17 protein-coding genes and 1 other annotated feature are annotated in these 17,752 nt (G+C 73.9%); of the genes, 4 read left to right on the top strand and 13 right to left on the bottom strand.

What is annotated here, in order from left to right; genetic code table 11:
- Positions 1 to 2: 2 nt before the first annotated feature.
- Together CLV28_RS00380 and CLV28_RS15900 are read right to left on the bottom strand one after the other, a co-directional pair.
- Complete coding sequence (locus tag CLV28_RS00380) at positions 3 to 803, bottom strand: biotin transporter BioY (protein ID WP_100421353.1); 801 nt, start codon at positions 801 to 803, stop codon at positions 3 to 5.
- 202 nt (positions 804 to 1,005) lie between these two features.
- Positions 1,006 to 1,398, bottom strand: a complete 393-nt coding sequence (locus CLV28_RS15900; protein WP_239073354.1) for an FHA domain-containing protein — start codon at positions 1,396 to 1,398, stop codon at positions 1,006 to 1,008.
- A 58-nt stretch (positions 1,399 to 1,456) separates the two neighbouring features.
- Between CLV28_RS15900 and CLV28_RS15895 the strand changes: the two genes are divergently transcribed.
- Positions 1,457 to 1,939, top strand: a complete 483-nt coding sequence (locus CLV28_RS15895) for a hypothetical protein (RefSeq protein WP_239073353.1) — start codon at positions 1,457 to 1,459, stop codon at positions 1,937 to 1,939.
- Between the two features lie 43 nt (positions 1,940 to 1,982).
- On the opposite strand, the gene CLV28_RS00370 is transcribed toward CLV28_RS15895, so the two are convergent.
- The 10 genes from CLV28_RS00370 to CLV28_RS00325 all read right to left on the bottom strand — a co-directional run bounded on the left by CLV28_RS00370 (position 1,983) and on the right by CLV28_RS00325 (position 15,263).
- Entirely contained in the window at positions 1,983 to 3,251 is a 1,269-nt protein-coding gene (locus CLV28_RS00370; protein ID WP_100421351.1) for a VWA domain-containing protein, read from the bottom strand.
- 2 nt (positions 3,252 to 3,253) lie between these two features.
- Positions 3,254 to 4,354: a PP2C family protein-serine/threonine phosphatase gene (locus CLV28_RS00365; RefSeq protein ID WP_203968269.1), complete on the bottom strand. Its 1,101-nt coding sequence runs from the start codon at positions 4,352 to 4,354 to the stop codon at positions 3,254 to 3,256.
- Positions 4,351 to 6,843 carry a serine/threonine-protein kinase gene (locus tag CLV28_RS00360; RefSeq protein WP_100421350.1) on the bottom strand — a complete coding sequence of 831 codons (2,493 nt, stop codon included), beginning with the start codon at positions 6,841 to 6,843 and terminating at the stop codon, positions 4,351 to 4,353. The genes CLV28_RS00365 and CLV28_RS00360 overlap by 4 nt, the downstream gene beginning before the upstream one ends.
- The gene (locus tag CLV28_RS00355) at positions 6,840 to 7,967 is read right to left on the bottom strand and encodes a hypothetical protein (protein WP_100421349.1); all 1,128 of its coding nucleotides are present in this window, start codon (positions 7,965 to 7,967) and stop codon (positions 6,840 to 6,842) included. Before CLV28_RS00355 ends, CLV28_RS00360 begins: the two co-directional genes overlap by 4 nt.
- Positions 7,964 to 9,019, bottom strand: a complete 1,056-nt coding sequence (locus tag CLV28_RS00350; protein ID WP_100421348.1) for a glutamate ABC transporter substrate-binding protein — start codon at positions 9,017 to 9,019, stop codon at positions 7,964 to 7,966. The genes CLV28_RS00355 and CLV28_RS00350 overlap by 4 nt, the downstream gene beginning before the upstream one ends.
- A complete protein-coding gene (locus tag CLV28_RS00345; protein ID WP_100421347.1) occupies positions 9,016 to 10,347 on the bottom strand; it encodes a hypothetical protein in 1,332 nt (443 codons plus the stop codon). The genes CLV28_RS00350 and CLV28_RS00345 overlap by 4 nt, the downstream gene beginning before the upstream one ends.
- Complete coding sequence (locus CLV28_RS00340; protein ID WP_100421346.1) at positions 10,344 to 12,062, bottom strand: AAA family ATPase; 1,719 nt, start codon at positions 12,060 to 12,062, stop codon at positions 10,344 to 10,346. Before CLV28_RS00340 ends, CLV28_RS00345 begins: the two co-directional genes overlap by 4 nt.
- Complete coding sequence (locus tag CLV28_RS00335) at positions 12,059 to 12,652, bottom strand: hypothetical protein (RefSeq protein WP_203968267.1); 594 nt, start codon at positions 12,650 to 12,652, stop codon at positions 12,059 to 12,061. Before CLV28_RS00335 ends, CLV28_RS00340 begins: the two co-directional genes overlap by 4 nt.
- A gap of 65 nt (positions 12,653 to 12,717) precedes the next feature.
- Positions 12,718 to 13,728, bottom strand: coding sequence for a toxic anion resistance protein (locus CLV28_RS00330; RefSeq protein ID WP_157802435.1), 1,011 nt, complete (start codon positions 13,726 to 13,728; stop codon positions 12,718 to 12,720).
- Positions 13,729 to 14,048: 320 nt separating this feature from the next.
- Positions 14,049 to 15,263, bottom strand: a complete 1,215-nt coding sequence (locus CLV28_RS00325; RefSeq protein WP_157802434.1) for a tetratricopeptide repeat protein — start codon at positions 15,261 to 15,263, stop codon at positions 14,049 to 14,051.
- A gap of 115 nt (positions 15,264 to 15,378) precedes the next feature.
- Between CLV28_RS00325 and CLV28_RS00320 the strand changes: the two genes are divergently transcribed.
- The 3 genes from CLV28_RS00320 (at position 15,379) to CLV28_RS00310 (ending at position 17,584) form a co-directional block, all read left to right on the top strand.
- Positions 15,379 to 15,846 carry a hypothetical protein gene (locus CLV28_RS00320; protein WP_100421343.1) on the top strand — a complete coding sequence of 156 codons (468 nt, stop codon included), beginning with the start codon at positions 15,379 to 15,381 and terminating at the stop codon, positions 15,844 to 15,846.
- Positions 15,847 to 15,962: 116 nt separating this feature from the next.
- Positions 15,963 to 16,238: a hypothetical protein gene (locus CLV28_RS00315; RefSeq protein ID WP_100421342.1), complete on the top strand. Its 276-nt coding sequence runs from the start codon at positions 15,963 to 15,965 to the stop codon at positions 16,236 to 16,238.
- Between the two features lie 81 nt (positions 16,239 to 16,319).
- Positions 16,320 to 17,584, top strand: a protein-coding gene (locus CLV28_RS00310; RefSeq protein ID WP_373314332.1) for an IS3 family transposase whose coding sequence is annotated in 2 segments (ribosomal slippage) — positions 16,320 to 16,608 and positions 16,608 to 17,584 — 1,266 coding nt in all. Because the reading frame shifts where the segments join, the coding sequence is not laid out codon by codon here.
- Positions 16,598 to 16,741: a sequence feature (AL1L pseudoknot), on the top strand. It overlaps the preceding gene by 144 nt.
- Here CLV28_RS00310 and CLV28_RS15890 read toward each other — a convergent pair.
- Positions 17,550 to 17,735, bottom strand: coding sequence for a transposase (locus CLV28_RS15890; RefSeq protein ID WP_373314335.1), 186 nt, complete (start codon positions 17,733 to 17,735; stop codon positions 17,550 to 17,552). The genes CLV28_RS00310 and CLV28_RS15890 overlap by 35 nt on opposite strands.
- Positions 17,736 to 17,752 lie beyond the last annotated feature (17 nt).

Here is a 17,752-nt window from a genome sequence, read left to right as displayed (position 1 = left end):
GTTCAGCCCCGGGCCGCGCGCAGCACGGGTGCGGCCGGGTAGGCGCGCAGGACGGCGACCGTGACGGACGCCGCGACGACGGCCTTGAGCAGGTCGCCGGGGACGAACGCGAGGGCCCCGAGCGCGACCGTGGTCTGCGGGAGGCCGAGCATGGCGGCCTGCCACGGGATGCCGCACGCATAGACGAACGCGACGCCGCCCACGAGCGCCGCGACCAGGACGTCGAGCGCAAGGGTGCGCGACGCGCTGCGCGGTACGCCGTGCGACAGTCCGCGACGGGCCACCGTACGCTGCACGAGCCAGCCCACGAGCGCTGCGCCCGCGATCCAGGCGACGACGTACCCGCCCGACGGGCCCAGGAGGATCGAGAGGCCGCCACGGCCGCCCGAGAGCAGCGGGAGGCCCGCGGCGACGAGCGCGACGAACGTCGCCATCGCGAGCGCGCCGCGGTAGGCGCCCAGGAGGGTGCCCGCGAGCATCACGCCGAGCGTCTGGGCGGTGATCGGCACGGCGCCGCCGAGCACGTACAGCGGCGGGGCCAGGCCGAGCGCGGCGGTGAGTGCCGCGAACGTCGCGACGTGCGCGAGGTCGCGCGCGTCGAGCGCCCAGCGCGAGCGGCGGGGCCGGCGGGCCGTGGGCGCGCTCGGCGTGGCGACGACCGGGGTCGGCTCCGTCGCGGTCGTCGCGGCTGTCTTTGCGGTCTTGGTCGTCGCGGCTGTCTCGGCTGTCTTGGCCGTCGCGGTCGTCGCGGTCGTCGCGGTCGTGGGCGCTGAGGTCCCGGGCGCGGGCGGCGTGCTGGTCATGGGTGCTCCTCGTCGGGTCGGCGGGCGCGTGCGCGCCCCACGACAACTCTGCCCAGCGCGCGACGTCACGGCGCCGCCGTGCCCGACGACGCCGGGTGCCGTGCGTTGGCAGGTGCCGACAACCCGTTGGGGGATCCGTCCAAAGGTCGCCCCGTGGTCCCGGCCGCGCGTTGACGGAACCGACAAACGTCTCGGCCGAGGCTCAGAACTCGCCGGGCAGCGCCCTGCGGATCGACAGCCGGGTCCACGCCCCGAGGTACACGCGGTCGCCCTCGAGCACCTCACGCCGGTCGCCCGGCCGCAGGGCCTCGGACGGCAGGCGTGCCCCGGCCGTGCCCACGTAGGTGCCGTTCGACGAGCGCAGGTCCTCGACCCACCACCGACGCCCGTCGGTGTTGAGCTGGCAGTGCCGGCGCGAGACCCCGGTGTCGTCGCCGCAGTCGACCTGCGGGTGGATGTTGCGCGAGTGCGACGTGCGTCCCACGAGCACGCTGCGCTCGCGGATCAGCACGAGTCCCGGCGGGGCCGGGGCCGGCAGCGGCTCGGCGGCCTGCTGCGCCTCGTACCACTGCGGGTCCGTCCACACCTCGACCACCCAGGGCTCGCTCGCGGGCGGGCTCGGAGCGGTCGGCGACGTCGACTCGGGGGCGTGCGTGGGCGTCGAGATGCGCGCGGACCCCGTCCACCCGCGGCTGAGGCGGGCCGACGACGACGGGAGGTCCGTCTCGGCCGCCGGAACCTCTCCCGCAGCCGGGTCGGACGACGGGGCGTGGGCGGCCCCGGGAACCGATGACCCGGGAACCGATGACCCGGACGGCGACGACCCGGACGGCGACGACCCGGACGGCGAAGACCCCGAGAACGAGGCTCTCGACGGCGACGCGGGCGGCGCGTCGGTCGTGAAGTCGTGCCCGCAGTTCTCGCAGAACAGCGCACGCGCGCGTGCCGGGGCACCGCACGTCGGGCACGCCCCGTTCGCGACGGTCGCACCCAGCACGTCGGTCGACCCGATCCCGCCGGGCCGTGCGGCCGAGGTGCTCGTCGCACCCGTGCGGGCCGGGGCCGCGCCGTCCGGCGTGCCGGGGGAGGCGTGCGTTCCCGCGGCCACGAGCACCGCGCCGCACGTGTCGCAGTAGTCGGTCGCCTGCGTGACGTGCCCCGCCGGGCACACGAGCGCGGTCATCGTCGCACCCGGGTCGTCTTGGTCGAGCCCGTGTCGAGGGCCATCTCGTCGAGACGGTCGACCTCGCGTCGTAGCCGCACGGTGCCCAGCTCCTCGTCCTCGATGTCCACCACGCGCCGCAGCCGTGACGTGGCCTCGTCGTTCCCGGTCTCCTTCGCGAGCAGGACGGCGCGCCCGAGCCGTGTCGTCGCGGTCGCCTCGTCCCCGGCGGCCTTGGCGGCCAGGCCCTCCTGGATCACGGCCGCGAGCTCGGTCTGCCCGGTGTAGTGCGCGACCTCGTCGTTGATCGGGGCGGTCAGCGCGTCGTCGTCCGACCACAGGGCCTTGACGAGACCCGAGACGACGACCTCGCCGTCGACCGCGAGCTGGACGCGCGCGCCGAGCTGCTCCGAGCCCACGGGCTTCGACGGCAGCCTGACGGCGACGTGGTAGTCGCGCGACTCGTCGGCCCACGACCCGGTCGGGTAGGCGCCCGTGAGGGGGTCCACCGGGGTGCGGCGGTACGTGAGGTCGTCGAGCGTCGGTGCGACCTGCCGCACGAACAGCACCTGGCCGCCCGCCGGCGTCCACACGCGCAGGTCGGCCGCCGCGACGCCGCGGGCCATCGAGGCGCGCACGAGCTGCTCGAAGTCGGCCGCGATCTCCTGCGGCGAGGCGATGAGGTCGACCGTGCCCAGCAGGGCCGTCGCGATCTCTCGCAGCTCGTCGACCTGCCAGTGCGACCCGACGCCGCGCGCGTCGCACTGGAAGCGCCCTGCGCAGCGCGCGACGACCTCGCTCAGGCGGGCGCGCGGCTCGGACTCGTTGCGCCCGTCGGTCAGCAGCACGGCGTGGCGTCGCGTCGCCTGGGGGACGGTCGCGAAGAGCTCGTCCGCGAGCGCGAGCCACGTGCTCATCGCGGTGCCGCCCTGCGCGCGCATGCCCGAGATCGCGCGCTTGGCCTCGGCGCGGGCGCCCGGCTCCATGGGCACCATCGCGAGGCGTGCGTTGGGGTAGGGGAACGTGCGCTGCGCGACGTGGCTGCCGCTCACGATCGCGAACCACGTGCCGTCGGCGATCTGGTCCACCGCGACCTGCGCCGCGTGCTTCGCGGCCTCGAGCGCGGGGCCCGTCATCGACCCGGAGGTGTCGACCAGGATGATCTCGGCGGCCTCGGGCGAGGTGCCCTCGACACCCTGCGCCGTGATCGTCACGATCGCGTGCAGGTCGGTGCCGCCCGGACCGAGGTACGGGTTCTGGAAGACCTCGGCGGTGAACTCTGCCATGGTCACGGCTCCTCGTTCGTGGCGTCGTCGGACACTTCGTCGCAGTGCAGCGTATCGCCGTCGTGCCGTGCGAGGACGACGGTGATGTTGTCGGCCCCGCCCTGCTCGACCGCCCAGCGCACCAGGCGCTGCGCGGCGCTCGCCGGGGTCGCCGGTCCGCCGTCCGCCGGTCCGCCGTCCACCGGGGCGAGGGCCTGGCGCACGACGTCGGTGAGCGTTGCCGCGTCCGGACAGTAGTTCCACAACCCGTCCGAGCACAGCAGGAGCCAGCCGGGCGTGTCGAGGTCGTGCTCGACCACGCGCGGGGGGTGGTCGCCCGAGTCGGGTCCGAGCCACCGCGTGATGGCGTGCGCCTGCGACGACGACTCGGCCTGCGCGCGGTCGATCCCGCGGGCGACCATCTCCTCGACCCACGAGTCGTCGACGGTCAGTGGCACGGCCGTCGCGCCGTCCGGCACCCAGTAGGCGCGCGAGTCGCCGAGCCAGGCCGTCGTGGCGCGCGAGCCCTCGACGACCGACGCGACGAACGTGCAGGACGGCGGGTCGACCCGCTGCGCCCGGTCGCCCACGTGGTCCAGGATCGCCTGCTCCGCCGCGGCGGCGGCCGCGACCAGAGCATCGGAGGTCCGGGCGCCCGCGGGGTCGACCAGCGCGTCGCGTGCCGCGGTCGCCGCCGCGAGGCTCGCGATGTCGGAGTCGGGGGCCGAGGACACGCCGTCGCACACCACGAGCACCGCGCGGTCGCCCGTGACGGCGATCGCCATGGCGTCCTCGTTGCGCGCGTGCCGCACGCCCCGGTCGCACACGCCCGCGACCCACGGTGCGGGCGACTCGGCCCAGTGGTCGCGGGGCGGGACCGTCGGGGTGCCGCACGTGTCGCAGTAGCCGTCGGCGGAGACGCGGCCGCCGCACGCGCGGCAGGTCGCGCTCGGAGGTCGAGTCCACGTCGTCGACGACGCGACCGAGCGCTCGGGAGCGGGGGCCGGGGCGGGGTCGGGCGCGGTCGACGGGTCGAGCGCGGCGCCGCAGGCCTCGCAGAAGCGGGCGTCCGGCGGGGCCGCCTCGTCGCACCCGGGGCACCGGGTCGTGCGCGTGCCGCTCATCGCAGCGTCCAGCGGCGCACCGTGTTGGCGCGGTCCACGACGCGGATCCGCTCGTCGTGGTCGTCGGTGAGCAGCGCGACGTCGCGCAGGGCACGCTCGAGCGCGTCCCGCAGCGGCCCCTCCTGGGCGGGGACACCGCCGACCGTGCTGGCAGGGCCTGCGGTGCCAGCAGGGTCGACTGTGCTTCCCGGATCGACCGTGCCCGACGTGACCACGTTGAGCGCCGACGCGAGCACGGTGGCCCGCAGGCCGGCGTCCTCGCGCGCGGGCAGCTCGACGTGCGCGACGCTCTCGAGGGCCGCGGCGAGCGCGGGCAGCCCGCGGCCCGAGGCCGCGAGGATCCGGGCGCGTCGCAGGCGTGCCTCGACGTACGAGCCGCGGGTCGCGCCGACCTTGTCGAGGGCGTCGAGCGCCCCGTCGACGTCGTCCCGGCTCAGGCGGATGCGTGCCATGCCGAACGCCGCGGGCGCGGCGTAGTTCGCGTCGGTGCGCGCGCACACGTCGTACAGCGCCTCGGCCACGTCGAGCTCGCCCAGGCCCTCGCACGCCGTCGCGAGCGCGAGCTTGGGCGCGAGCTCGCCCGGCACCTGGCCGTAGACGGCGTTGAACGAGCGCGAGGCGCCCGCGGCGTCGCCCGTCGCGAGGTCGACGAGACCTGCGAGCCACGCGGCACGCCACTCCCACGGGTCGTCGGCGAGCATGTCGGCGATCGCGGTGCGCGCGACCCCGGGGCGTCCCGCCTCGATCGCGGCGCGGCCGCGCGCGAGGCGCACCTCGGGGCTCTCGACGGGGGCGGCCGAGAGGGCACGCACACGGTCGTCGGGGTCGAGCACGTTGACCCCGGCGAGCCACCCCGCGCCCGGGTCGTCGTCGTCCGCGCGCAGCGCGGGCAGCTCGTCCCAGTGCAGCGGGCGGTCGGGCACGTCGGCGACGGGCGGGTGGAAGTGCACCGAGGACGCGGACGTCGGCGCCGCGCCCCCGCCGCCCCGTGCGGCGACGACCTCGCGCAGCACGCCGAGGGTCTGGGCGCGCATCTCGTCGATCGTGCCGAACCGGTCGGACGGGTCGACCGCGCACGCCTTGGCGAGCAGCCGGTACAGCGAGTCGTGGCGCTGGAACAGCGGCGTGTCCTCGACCGGGGGGAGCGCCGCGACGTACGTCGTCGTGTTGCCGCGGAAGTCCAGCACGAGCGTCGCGAGCGTCCGGCCGATCGTGTAGACGTCCGAGGCGACCGACGGGCCGAGCGACGCGATCTCGGGCGCCTGGAACCCGACGGTGCCGTAGATCGCGGACTCGACGTCCTCGACCCGGCGCACGCCGCCGAGGTCGATGAGCTTGACCCCGTCGCCCTGCTGGATCACGTTGTCGGGCTTGAAGTCGCAGAACAGCAGCCCCTTGTCGTGCAGGTACGAGAACGCGGGGAGCACCTCGTGCACGTACGCGAGGGCGTGCTCGGGCGACATCGGGTCCGGCACGCCGCCGTTCGCGTCACGTCGCGCCGTCAGGAGCTCCTTGAGCGAGGGCCCGCCCACGAACTCCATGACCGTGTACCCGGCCCCGGCGTGCATCGCGAAGTTGTAGATCTCGACGATCAGCGGGTGCTCGACCTCGGCGAGGAACTGCCGCTCCGAGATCGCCGCCGCGTACGCGTCGGCGTCGCCCGCGTTGAGCAGGCCCTTGAGCACCACCCAGCGGTCCGAGACGTTCTTGTCCTGCGCGAGGTAGATCCACCCCAGGCCGCCGTGCGCGAGGCAGCCGACGACCTCGTACTGCCCGCCGACGAGGTCGCCCGGCGCGAGCTGCGGCGTGAAGTCGAAGCGGACCCCGCACTGCGGGCAGAACCCTTGCGTGCGCCCCTCGACGCCCTCGCGCGAGCGTCCCACGGGCGCGCTGCAGCTCGGGCAGTAGCGCTTGTGCTCGGGGACCTCGGGCACGGCCATGACCGCGGCGCGCGGGTCGCCCACGGTCGTGGGCGGCACCGTCGTCAGGCCGGCGCCGAGCCGGTGCTCGCGCAGCCGGGTCGAGCCCGTGCCGACCCGACGCGTCGCGCGGCTGCCGGTCTCGCGCGTGCGCGCCGAGCCGAGAGCGGTCGCGGCGAGCCGGGCCGAGCTGCTCCCGCGGGTCGCGTGCTCGGACTCCTGGCGCGTGCTCGACGATCCGCGGCCGGCTGCCGCCGGGGCACCTGCCGCCGGGGCGCCTGACGCGGACAGACCTGCCGCGGGTCCACCGCCGGCAGACCCACCTGCAGGGCCGCCCGCAGAGGTGCCGGACGGCGCAGCCGCGGCCGACGCCGCCCACGACCCGGGGTGCGCGGCCGGGTCGGGGGAGCCGGTGTACGCCGCCGCCTGGGTCGCGCCCTCGTCGAGCGGGTCACCGGGGGAGCCCGCGCCGGACGCGTCGACCTCGGGCGCGCCGCAGTAGTCGCAGTAGCCGTCCTCGATCGAGCCCGGGCACGCGGGCGTGGCGCACGTGCTGCTCTCGACGCTCATGCGGTGAGTCCTTCCTGGCCGGCGGCGTGCGCCGTGCGGTGCGGGGTGGTCGTCGGCAACGGCCGGACGACGACCTCGAGCTGGTCGGTGAGGTGGCGGGCGACGGCCAGGTCGCAGGGCGTCCGCTCGACGGCGGCGAGCGCCTCGGCGTGGCCCGCGATCGTCGTCGGCGACCCGGCGCGCCCGGTCTCGACGGCCCGCTCGAGGAGCTGACCGATGCGGAACCGCAGGCGTGCGCGCTCGCGCAGCGGCGCGGTGTAGACGTCCTCGACGACCTCCATCGCGCGCTCGACGGCGTCGAGACGGCTCATGTAGGCGTCGAGGGCGGCGCGCTCGTCGGGCACCGGGCCCAGGCGCGAGACGTCGGGCACGGCGTGCGGGGGAGGGTCGAGCACCTCGACCCGGGTGCGCTCCGCGAGCTCGCGCAGCACGGGCTCGCGTGCCTCGAGGGCTGCCGCGCGGGCCGCGGCCGAGGCCTGGTCCGTGCCGAGAGCGTGGCGCCGCGACGCCCCGACGATCAGGTCGCGCTCGGTCCGCGCGACGTCGCGCTCGATCTCGCCGAGCGGCCCGGTCACGTCGGCGCCGCGCGCCGCGTCGGCGACCACCCGGTCGAGCCGTGCGCGCAGCGCGGTGACGGCCGCGTCGTCGCCCAGCCGGGCGCACCGGGCGAGCGCTGCGCCCACTGCGCGCAGCCGCGTCGCCGCCTCGCTCGCGTCGAGCGTCCCGGCGAGCCGCGCCGACAGGGAGGTGACGAGCGCGTCGCACAGGCGCACGGCCTCGACGAGCGACACGAGCGCCGAGCCGTCGCCCGAGCCGAGCCGGCCCCACACCAGACCGGTCACGGTCTCGCGCGCGGGCACGTCGGTGCCGCCCGCGGCCCACGTCCGGTCGAGCTCGACGGCCCGGTCCTGGACCGCGCGCCACAGCGTCAGGGCGAGCAGCACGTCGGAGGTGTGCGCCGACGGGTCGTCGGCCGTGCCGACGGCCGCGTCGAGGCGGTCGAGCGTCGCGCGACGGTCCGCGCACCACGCGCGCAGGCCCTGCAGGAACGTCTCGATCGCGAGCACGCTCGGCGCCTCGCCCAGCCGACCGGGGGGTGCGGGCGCGGGGACGACGCCGCTCACGGCGTCCGCCCGTACAGCGGGGTGGGCGGGGCCGGGGCGGGTTCTCCCGCGACACCGAACCACTCGTCGTACGAGGCGCGCCACGCGCCGTCCGCGACGCGCTGGGCGAGGACGCCGTTGACGAACCGGACGAGGTCGACGTCGTCGGCGTTCATGCCGACCCCGTACGCCTCGTCGCTGATCGGCTCGCCCACGACCTTGGCGTACGGATCCTGCGCGACGAAGCCCGCGAGGATCGTGTCGTCGCCCGTGATCGCGTCGACCTCGCCGCGCTGGAACATGACCAGGCACCGCGTGTGCGTGCTCGCGGGCACCGGCACGACGTCGGGGTAGCGCTCGAGGTTGGCGAGCGTCGTCGTGCCCTCGGGCGCGCACACGCGCCGACCGGCGAGGTCGCCGAAGTCCGTGACGTCCGAGTCGCGGGGCACCAGCAGGCGCTGGCCGGCGTGCAGGTACTCGGCCGAGAACGCGACCTGGTCCCAGCGGTCGCACGTGATGCTGAACGCCCGGGCGACCATGTCGACCTCGCGGTCCTGGAGCACGTCGATGCGCTGACCGGACGTGATGACCTTGAGGCGCAGGTGCCCCGGCTCGCCGAAGATCGCCTCGGCGACGTCCTCGAGGACGTCGATGTCGAAGCCCTCGATCTCGCCGTCGATCGGGTCGCGTGCCCCCATGAGCAGCGTGTCGGCCGAGACGCCCACGCGCAGCGCGCCGCTCTCGCGGATCGCCTCCATCGTGCTGCCCGCGGGCATCGACCCGGGGGCGGGCAGCGAGTCCGCGGGCGCGTACGACTCGAGCGCGTCGTCGCAGGTCGGGGCGGCGGACGGCGCAGCCGCGGTCGCGGCGTCCGTGGCCTTGGTCGTGCCCGTGGCCGAGTCCGTGCCCGTGCCCGTCGACCCGGCCGCGGTCCCGGGGTCCACCGTGCCGCCGGCTGCGCAGCCGGCGAGCAGCAGCGCCGCCGCGAGCGCCCCGGCGAGGGCGCCGGCCGTCGTCCGCGGTGCGGTGCGGTGCGGCGGGCGCGTGCCCGTCCGTGCGGTCCAGCGGCTCATCGGTACTCCTCGAGTCGGCGGTGGATGCCACGCCAGGCCGCGAGCGCGGCCAGTGCCGCGAGCACGACGGCGACCACCGCGGCGGCGTCCGCGACGGCCGCGGACTCGTCGAGGTCGGCGTCGAGCGTGGTGACGGTGTCGGTCACGAACGTGTCGGCGGCCGACGTGAACGCGGCGAAGGTGTCGTTCGACGACCCGGGGTCGTCGGACGACGCGGCGGCGACCGCGGCGTCCCAGTCGCCGCCGTCGTCGAGCGCCCGCACGCCTGCGTGGGCGTCGACCCACGCGTCGAGCGCGTCACCGAGCGCGGGGTCGCCCACGCCGGTCGCGTCCGCGTCGGCCAGGTGTGCCCGGGCCTCGTCGAGCGACTCGACGAGCCCGACCTCGACGTCGGGCCCGCTGCCGCGACGGATCAGGCCGACGCTCTCCTGCGACTTCGCGTCGTTGGCCGCGGCCTGCGCCGAGAGCACGGCGCTCGCGGCGGCGTAGCGGCCGTCGCGCACCGCGTCGGTCGTCGACCCGATCGAGGCCATGAGCACGGCCCCGCCCGCGGTCACGACGAGCACGAGCACGGTCGCGGTCACGAGCCAGGGGTTGAGCACGCGCCGGGTGCGGCGGGCGACCCACACCTGGACGGCCACGAGGGCGAGGATCGCGAGCGCGCACCAGCCGAGTGCGCGCGAGGCGCCCGACGACTCGTCGAACGCGGCGGCCACGCGCGCCTGCTCGGCGCTCGTCGCGGTCGCGAGCGGTGCGAGCACGTCGCTGCGCAGCGACGTCGAGGCCGAGTCGAGGTAGGCGGCACCCACGGGGTAGCCCTGCCGGTTGTTGGCCCGCGCCTGCTCGATCTCGCCGGTGTACCGGGTGAGCGCGGCGAAGGGCAGCGGGGTCCGGGCGCCGTCCCCGAGCCGTGACGCGGCGAGCGTGCGGAGCATGTCGGCGGCGTCGGCGAGCGACGCGTCGTACGCGGCCCGGCGCTCGGGCGGCTCGAGACCGCCGACCAGGAACGCGTTGGTCGCGGTCGCGTCGGCCGCGACGAGGTCGGCGCGCACCGACTGGCCGCCCACGACCTGCTGCGTGCCGCCGCGCACGGCCTCGACCGCGTCGGCCTGCGAGCGTGCGGTCTCGTACGCCAGGGCGCCGACCAGGAGGCACGCGAGCACGCTCACCGCGAGCGCGAGGCGCAGCCGGCCCGGCGTCCGCGCGAGCGCGTGCGCCGCGCGCGCGAGGCGCCCGGGCGGAGCGGGCGCTGCCGCGGGCCCCGGGTCGGTACCCGGGGCCACGGCCGCGGACGGCGCCGGGCCGGGCGGGGTGGTCGTGACGGTCATGCGTCCTCCTCGGGCGCGGGGGCCTGGTCCTGCTCGTCGGTGCTCGTCCCGGACGGCGCCTCGGCTACGGGCGGTGCGTTGGCCGTGTCCGTGGCGTCGGTGCCGTCCGTGGCGTCGAGGTCCTCGGGCAGCAGCGTGCGCAGCTCGTCGAGCGTGGGCGCCTCGACGTCGCGCAGCCGCCACGCGTGGTGCGCCATCGCGGCGTCGAGGACGTTGCGCGCCCAGCGGCCGTTGCCGAACCCCGGGCCGCGCGGCTCGTCGCGCGCGAGCTGCTCGAACCGTTCGAGCGCCTCGGGGGTCGGCACGAAGTCCGCCTTGGCGGCGATGCGCGCGAAGATGTCGCGCAGCTCGTCGACCGCGTAGTCCTCGAACCCGATGACGCGCGAGAACCGGGACTCGAGCCCCGGGTTCGTCGCGATGAGGTCGGCCATCGGCAGAGGGTAGCCCGCGACGACGACCACGAGGTCGTCGCGGTGGTCCTCCATGTCCTTGACGAGCGTGTCGATGGCCTCCTGGCCGTACTGGTCGCCCGCGAGCGAGTACGCCTCGTCGATGAACAGCACGCCCCCGAGCGCGCGCTCGACGACCTCGGTCGTGCGCGCGGCGGTCTGCCCGAGGTACCCGGCGACCAGCTCGGACCGGTCGACCTCGACCAGGTGCCCCGAGCTCAGCAGCCCGAGCGAGCGGTAGATCTCGGCGACGAGCCGGCCGACCGTCGTCTTGCCCGTGCCCGGGTTGCCGACGAACACCAGGTGGCGCGTGAGCGCGGGCGCGTTGAGCCCGGCCTCGACGCGCAGCTTCTCGATGCGCAGCATCTCGGTCTGCCGGCGCACCTCGCGCTTGACGCCCTCGAGCCCGACGAGCGCGTCGAGCTCGGCCAGCAGCTCGGCGAGCGGGCGGGGCGGGTGCGCCTCGGCGGCCTCGGTGGTCGTGTCGGACGGCGCCCCCGCGGCGGCCGTGGTTGCAGGGTCCGTCGCCCCGTGGTTCGGCGTCCCGTGGTCCGTCGCCCCGTCGTGCTGGCCACCCGGAGCGTCCTGCCGGACGTCGACCGGCGGGGTCGGGGCCGTGCCGTACGGTCCGGTGCTCAGCGGGTCGAGCGATGCCCCGACCTCGTCGAGGCGCGCGAGGATCTCGGCGACGCCCGGGATGCGCGTGAGCGCGGGGTCGACCCCTGGAGCGCGGCCCGCGGTACTGGTGCCGGTGCCGGTGCCGGTGCCGGTGCCGGTGCCGGTGCTGGTGCTGGTGCTGGTGGGTGCGACCGTGCCTGTGCCGGACGTCGGACCGGCGGGCAGGTCCGCGAGCGCGCCGGACGGCAGGGGCGACGCTCCGCCCGCGCGCTGCACCGCGGCGGTTGCGAGCGCCGCGCTCTGCTGCCCGGCACCGGGGGTCCCGAGCGTGGCTGCGGCGTCGACGACGTCGGCGAGCGCAGCACCGTAGGCCGCGGCGTGCGGCGACGTGTCGCGTGCGAGCGCGGCCAGGAGGTCGGTCGGCGCGGCGCGCCAGCGTCGGCCGCGTGCCGCTGCGGTGAAGAACGGGCGCAGCGGCTCGGCGGGCAGCTCGCACGCCGCGAGCCACGCGGGCGCGGCGCCCGAGGCCGACGCGGCGACGGCGGCGGCGAGCGCGGCGCCCTCGTCACGGGCGGCGGACGCGGGCAGGCCCGCGCGCGAGCCCGCGGCGGCGAGCGCGTCGAGGGCGCGGGCGAGACGGTCGCTCATGCGGGGTCCTGGTTCGTCGGTCGGTGCGCGGGCTGGTGTGCGGGTGCGGGCGGGTCTGCGGGTGCGGTCGGGTCGGCGGGCACGTCGGGCAGCGTGATCGACGACCGCCCGAGCGTGTCGGCGAGGAACCGCCCGTGCGCGACGAGCGCGTCGGCGTCCTGACGCGAGACGGCGTCCGAGATGCGGTCGAGCGTGCTGCCCAGCAGGTCGAGCTGGTCGCACAGCAGCATCAGGGCCGTGCGGCCCTGGTCGACGGGACGCGTGTCCGCGAAGTCGCGCGGCAGGCGCAGGTACGCGCCGACGGCCTCGGGCAGGTAGCTCGTCGCGGTCGCGACCACGGTGTGCGCCTGCGCGCTGCCGACCGCGAGCCGGTCGAGCCGCGGCACCATCTCGTCGACCGTGTCGCTGATGCGCTGCACCCGGGCGGTGACGGCGCGCGGCACGCTCGCGTCGAGACGCTCCTGCACGCGGTCGACCGCGGCGAGGATCTCGGCGCTCGTCGGCGCGGCGGGAGCCGGCGGCGCGACCGGCGCGGCGGACTCGTGCGGGGTGCCGCTCAGGCGGGCCATCGTGCGTCGGAACCAGCCCATGCGGTGCGGTGCTCCTCGTTCGGGTGTCGGACGTCCCGTCGCGGTGTCGGACGTCGCGGAGTGCGTCATGAGCCTAGCGGTGCGGTCGTGGTCAGGACCCGTCCCGTCGCGCTCACCGCGGTGCGGGCGTCGGCGTGCAGGGCCTCGATCCCGGCGAGCGCCTCGAACGCCGAGGTGAGCGCGGTCTGCGCCTCCGCCGCTTCCCGTGCCGCGGTGCCCAGCCCGCCGGCGGCCGTCGCGGCGTCGAGCGCGGCGCTCGCGGTGCGGATCGCGCGATCCGCGGCGGCGTCGAGCGCGTCGTCGGTCCGCACGAGCTGGTCGAGCGCGAGGTCGCCCTGGACCGCGACCGCGAGCGCGGTCACGAGCTCGGCGTGCCGGTGGCGTGCGGCGCTCTGGGCCTCGTCGAGCGAGGCCGGGCCTGCCGTCGGGTCGGTCATCAGGGCTGTGTCAGTCATCGGGTTCTGGACGGACGTGGCAGGGGACGTCGGGGCGTCGTGCAGGCCTGCGTCGACGAGCGCCGCGAGGCGCGCGAAGCGGGCGATACGGCCCGTGGTCCCGGCGTGCCGCTCCTGGTCGAGACGCAGCGCGACGGCGTCTCGGGCCAGCACGTCGCGGGCGGCGCGCAACGAGGCCAGGGCCGCGGCCACGTCGTCCGCGACCGAGCCGAGCCGTGCTGCGGGGGTGCTGGGCCCACGACGGGCGGGCAGCAGGCCGAACAGGCGGCGGCGCGACGGGGCGGCAGGTGCGAGGGCTGCGTGCAGCGCCTCGACGGCTGCGGTGAGCACGCCGGCCGGCGCGAGCGCGGGGCCGTCGAGCGCGCGCGCCGTGAGCGCGCCGACGCGCTCCGCGGCCGCGGCGAGGGCACGCAGGTCGTCGTCCCCCATGGTGCGCACGTCGCGGCAGGCCTGGTCGTGGGCGGGCGTGCCCGGCGTCGTCGCGAGCACGGCTGCGACCACACGCGCGGCCTGGTCGGCGAGGGCGGCCTCGGTGGCCGCGTCGATCGCAGGGCCGGCGGCGACGGCCTGCCGGGGGTCGAGGGCGCTCACCGCGGCGGGGGCGCGCGGGGGAACGGTCATCGTCGTCCTCGGTCAGTGCGTGCGGTGCGTGAGGTGCGGGCCGGGTACGGCCGGGCGGGGCGTGCGGTGCTGGGATGCTACGCGATCGCGCGTGGTCGCCCGGGCGTCGTCCGTGGCGTACGGCCACCCGTCGTGCGTGGTGCCCCGAGCAGGACTCGAACCTGCAACCTAGGGATCGGGCGGGCTTGAACTTGCGTCCCGAGACGCGGTGCCGCGCGACGATTGCCCAAGCCAAGTGAAATGGCAATTGCGATGCATTGTCCGGATTTTGTGAAGTGTCGGCTAGCGGGGCGAGGCGCATAGGTGTGATGCGGTTAGAGCTACTCGCCAGCCGTTAGGAAGGAAGCGCCGCGTTCGCGCCAGGTTGCTACCCGGTCGAAGCGACCGAGACTCTCGGCCACCTCCAAAGCCAGTCGCGCGAGTTCACCTCTGACGTCCCTCGTGTCGAATTCGGTCCACGTCCCATCCGAGGTACGCTTCCAGACAAGCGCGGGTTCGGGCGATTCCTCGAGAGTGCTAACCCAGTGCCGATCGGCTGTGTGGATCAGGTCGCCGAGCTCGTCGTCGTCCTGCGCGGCGCAAAGCCGGTTATATAGCAGCAGTGACCCGACTTCGAACCCGCCGTTGTGCGCTTCCCGGAAGCAGGCCGCTGCTCGCGTTGAGTCGACGGGGATGAGGCAGAAACCCAAGTTGTTGGCAGCCTGAGGGTCGCCTGGGCGCTGAGTTAGAAGATACTCGAAGAGGGCGGCGGCCTCGACATAGCGACGTTGCTTAAGGAAGGTCCGTGCCTGTTCCTGCATGCGGCTAAGTAGTCGGCGCCAGCCTGCTGCTTCTTCGTCCAATGGGTTGTAAACCGCGTGCTCTGCAATGAGGCGGCAGAGGTGATCGTGATCGACCGTGCGTGCCGCCATCAGCGATGCAGGCACGGGGGCCTCGAGCTTGCCGTCAGCCCACATGTACTCGAGGTGAAGTTCAGCAGCGTGCCAAGCTTCGAGTTCGGTTCCCGACGACCTCTCGACGAGCCAGCGGTACCGGACCGTAAGGTCGTGATCGGCCTGGGTGAGCGCGGGGAGGGAGTGAAGGTGCTTCGCCTCTGGGGGCTTGAGCGCCAACACGTCCTTGAAGGGGGCCGATAGAGCCCACGCTGTCAGGAGCGAGGTGCTCGTGCCGAACCAGTCGAGCTCGATCGAGTCGTCGAGTGTGATCGTGGGTGAACCGAGGGCGGCCTTCCATCCGGCCACGTCGATGTGCGACTTGTACTCCACCTTGTCGTGCTCAAGGATCGCCGACACGGCTACAGCGCCCAGTGCGGGCCAAACCAAAGTTGGCCCCATGCCGTAACGCACGAACGCTTCGCCATCGATGCCGTGTCGCTCCAGCACCCGCAGTGCGTGCACTACAAGCGCGTTCGGATCCTCCAGAGGGGTGGTCCCGTCTCGTCGCTGAAGCACGCCACGCAGGGTTGCGACAAGGCCGGCAGGGCCTGTCTTGGCAAGTTCGCTCGGGCTGATCGTCCCGCGAGGGTCCTCGTGCATGCCGAGAGTCTAGGGAAGTGTGGCCTGTAGCACGAGTGGCGTCCGTGCTACAAGTTGTGCGGTACGATCCTGCGCAGGATCATAGGTATGATCCTGCTGAGATGGAGAGGCAATCATGCCGGACGTTATATTCCAGGCAAGTGACCTAACTAACACCAAACGCCGTCAGTTCCTCGATGCCGCGAAGACGGGACGCGCTCATCTGCGGGATGCCGACGGCACGAGCATCGTTGCGCTGCCTGCGAGCGACCTAGAGGTGCTTGAGCAGCTTGCGCACTGGTCGGCTGAGCATCGGCGCCTCGTGCAACTCGTGGATGCTGGAGGCCAACTCGGCGTGGCTACCCTGGGCTCTCTAGCGTGGCTTCGCGCTTTCGATCGCGACGACATGCGCGCGTTCGCGGAGGAACTGCAGGAGACGCTCATCATCGCAATGGCCGACAACGACGCAGCGCCGATTCGCGAAGTTGTCCGTGCTTGGCGCGTGACAGCGTCTCAGCTCGAGGACCCGGTGCGCCGTGCAGTACTAACGGGGCGGTTCGACCCGCTCAGTTACGTAGACGCGGGGAGTTCGAGGGGGGAGTGAAGCCGGATGCGACGCACGCGTACCACCCTCTATGGGTAACAGGACGCCCAGGAGGCAAGCCGCATGTTGCGCCTGAGTATCGGGTCCTAGTCGAACGACGCTTTTACCAGAAGTGGATGGAGCTCGCGGATAGGGTTGGCGTTGAGAGCGCCAACCAGTTTTGGGATCACGTGTCGATGACTCCTGGCCAGATGCCCGAAATCAACGGTTCCTGCATACTTCGGGGCAAGGCGGGTGCGCCAAAGGGTGAAGGTTGGTCTCGCACCGTGCACTATGAAGTGTCCAGCATGTGCCGGATCGACTATCAGTACAAGGACAACTACAAGAACCATGCGGACGGTGATGTGCACAAGGTGGTGGCGATCCTGACTATTAGCTACTCAAGTCACTAGGTCGGTCACCCACGCGTCGACCCGCAGTCTGTTGCGCCCCGGGTCTGATGGAGGCTCTCATTCCACGGAAGGATGAGAGTCATGGCTGCACCGAGGAAGTATCCGGACGAGCTCCGGGACCGCGCCATCCGGATGGCGGTCGATCTGTGTCGTGACCCTGCGACCCGCAAGGGCGCGCTGGCCAGGGTCGGTGAGCAACTCGGGATTAACCCCGAGACGCTGCGTAACTGGGTGACCCAGGCTGAGGTCGATGCTGGCGAGCGGCCCGGGACCACGACGCTGGAGCAGGCGCGGATGAACGAGGTCGAGCGTGAGGTCCGCGAGTTGCGGCGGGCGAACGAGATCTTGCGGACGGCGTCAGCGTTTTTCGCCGCGGCGGAGCTCGACCGCAAGATCAAGTCAGTACCGCGGTGCTGGTCGACTACATCGACCAGCACCGCGAGGTGTTCGGGGTCGAGCCGATCTGCAGGGTCCTTGCCGGTGCAGGGATGCAGGTCGCTCCGAGCACGTACTACGCGGCCAAGACGCGGCCGCCCTCACCCAGGTCGGTCACCGGCGCGGCCACGACGACCCTGATCCAGCAGGTCCACGTAGAGAACTACGGGGTCTACGGTTCCCGCAAGGTCCATGCCGAGCTGCGCCGGCGCGGGCGGCCGGTGGCGCGCTGCACGGTCGAACGGCTCATGCGCGCCGCCGGGCTGCGCGGCATCAGCCGCGCCAAGGGGCCACGCACCACGATCCCAGGCAGCGGAAAGGACACCCGCCCGGACCTGGTCGAGCGGGACTTCACCGCCGAGGCTCCGAACCGGTTGTGGGTCTGCGACATCACCTACTGCCGCACGTTCTCCGGCTGGGCGTATGCCGCCTTCGTCACGGACGTCTTCTCCCGTCGCGTGGTCGGCTGGCAGCTGTCGAAGTCGTTGCGCACCGATCTGGCGCTGGATGCCCTGGAGATGGCGATCTGGACCCGCACCCACGACGGGCACGACGTCACCGGACTGACGCACCACAGCGACGAGGGCGTCCAATATGTCGCTATTCGCTACACCCAGCGCCTGGCCGAGGCCGGCGCGGTCGCCTCGGTCGGCTCGACGGGCGACTCGTATGACAATGCCGCCGCTGAGGCGTTCAACTCGCTGTTCAAGGCTGAGCTCGTACGCAACAAGGGGCCGTGGCAGACGATCGACGACCTCGAGATCGCCACCGCGGAGTACATCGACTGGTTCAACCACCGACGCCTGCACAGCGAGATCGGCATGGTCCCGCCCGCCGAGCTCGAGGACACCTACTACCGTCACAACACCGCTGCGACTACCGTCGAAGCGTCAGTTCCGAGCCTCCACTGAACCCGGGGCGCAACAACTTGATCCAGCCCGACAACATTGCATCCTTGATCCCCAGGTCCGCGGCCATCCCCGCGACCGTGGCAGTCGGCGTCGAGCGATACAACTCGACAGCATCACGACGGAACTCCGCCGTGTACGTCTTCCTGGCCATGACCAGAAGTTCTCGCT

Origin of the sequence: Sediminihabitans luteus (genome assembly GCF_002797595.1) — a bacterium.
GTDB lineage: Bacteria > Actinomycetota > Actinomycetes > Actinomycetales > Cellulomonadaceae > Paraoerskovia > Paraoerskovia lutea.
This window is presented reverse-complemented; position numbering and strand designations above follow the sequence as displayed.